Here is a 2070-nt window from a genome sequence, read left to right on the forward strand (position 1 = left end):
AGACATGGGTGTAGAAGGCGACGCCCGGTTCGTTGCCGCTGCGCGCGTTGATGTCGCCGATCGCGGCCCCACGACCGCCCGCATGAAATTGCTGTCCGTCGCTCGACGAGGTGGTTCCGTCTCCCCACAGCGCGGCGAGCGGCATGGTGCGATGGGCGTTAATCAGCCTTCCCAGCGCCTCGCCATAGGCGGCCTCGCTGATATGCCAGTCGTGGAGATGGGCGAGTTGGCGCACACTTGCGCCCCGGCAGGTTTCCGCCATGCGCGTGAGGCCGAGATTGATGCCGTCGGCGAGGATGACGGTAAGAAGCGCATTGCGATCGTCGGCCTCCCGGCCCGAACGTCGGTGAATGAAGCATTCGCTGAACCCGGTCCAGGCATCGACCTCAAGCAGCAGGTCGGTGATCTTCACCCGTGGGAGGCGATCATAGGCTGCGCGACGGGCAATTTCGGCAGCGGCCGGCGTTGCCGCCTTCAGCGGCGAGATGATGAGGCCGTTTTCGTCAAGCCTGACCTGGGGCAGGTCGCCCTGTCGCGCGAGGACCGTCACCTGTTCGATCGCCGTATCGAGCCTGGTGCGCCTTTCCTCGATATGGCGCTCAAAGTCTGTTTCGATGGCGAGCGGCAGGGGCCCTTTTTCGCGAAGCGCCGCATAGGTGGCCGGTGGGATGAGGTAGCTGTCGAAATCACGAAACTGGCGGCTTCCCGCGACCCATATATCTCCCGCTCGCAGCCGCTCGCGTAGCTGCGACAGCGCGCATAGTTCAAAGGCGGCACGATCGACGATGCCATCCCGCAGGACGAACGGCCGCCATGCTGACGGCACAAAGCGCAGCGGCACACGATCAGGCAAGCGCCGTTTGCTGGTCCGATATAGCTCCGCAATAATGGCCAGTGCCGACAGGAGTCCCTGCACCGCACCGGCACCGTGAAATTCAAAGGTGTTGAGAAAGGGGCCGGCAAAGAGCTTTACCGCGCGATGCCGCTCGATCAATTCAGCGGTGCGATCGACGGTTTCCGGTCGCCCGAGCACTTCGGCCTGTTCGACCGCCACGGCAAAGCGCTGCCAATCAAGCGCCTTGATCTGCGCCAGCGATTCTACGCCGTTGGTGCGAGCATCGATAAGGATGCGGCAAGCCCCTGTGAGCGTCCGGAGATGGACCTGTAGCTCGCGCACCGTCTTGAGGGCTTTGTCGCGGGTCCGGTTCTCGGCGCGGCGCACCATGCTGCCCAACAGCTTGTCGAACATCGTCAGGGTTGCGTCGGTCAGGTCTTCCTCAAGGCGGATGCCGGTTGCCGCCAGCGTCGCATGTCGGCGCAGGGCATTGAGTTCGCCAAGGTGCTGGGGCGTGATGCGGCTGCCCTCGTCCGCCAGCCTGTCAAAAGTCGAAGCCGGGATCATGTCGGCCCGACCGCGATCGAGGCCCAGCGCGCGGACATAGGCGAGCCGTTCGATCAGGCGAAGGATATTGCGCGCTGCTGGCGACTGTGGCGCATTGCGCAGCCAGGATAACCATGTCGCGGCCTGCCCCGTTCGTCGGGCCAGCAAATCGTCCAGGCCCTGTAATGTGTCGGGCCGCAGGCCGTTCGTGAGCACTTCATAGGTAATCTGTTCGGCTTGCTGGCGAGCGCGCCGCAGCACCGCTTCGAGAATCGACGAAGAAGGCAGGAGGATCTGCCGACGCCGAAGTTCGTGAACGATGACGCTTGCCATCTGGCCGGGGTGGATGATGGTCTGTGCGATCGGGATTAAGAAGGCGACGAATTCGCGGAACGCATCGCGGTCGAAAATCCTGAACCCTTGCGATCGTCGGATTTCGACAAGATGCTCGCGGCGGGTCTGATCCCGATGAGCATAGTCCACAAATGCTTCGGGCGCGACGCCGAGTTGGCGGGCCACATAAGCGAGCACAGGGGCGGGCGGGAGTTCGCCCGCTTCCAGCGCACGACCGGGCCATCTCATGGTGAGCAGGAGCATCGCGAAGCCGAGCCGGGTGGCATCGCCGCGACGGCGGCCGACAATTTCCAGGTCGTCGCTGGTCAGCGTATAGTGACGCGCAATCTCGCGCT

Annotated in this window: 1 protein-coding gene; it reads right to left on the reverse strand. The window is 63.8% G+C overall.

All coding sequences use genetic code 11. The annotated features are described in order from the left end of the window. The coding region (locus tag JHC57_RS22190; protein WP_294032727.1) for a Tn3 family transposase at nucleotides 1-2070 on the reverse strand (2070 nt) is incomplete at both ends.

Origin of the sequence: Sphingopyxis sp. (assembly GCF_016463645.1) — a bacterium.
In the GTDB taxonomy this organism is placed as follows: Bacteria; Pseudomonadota; Alphaproteobacteria; order Sphingomonadales; family Sphingomonadaceae; genus Sphingopyxis.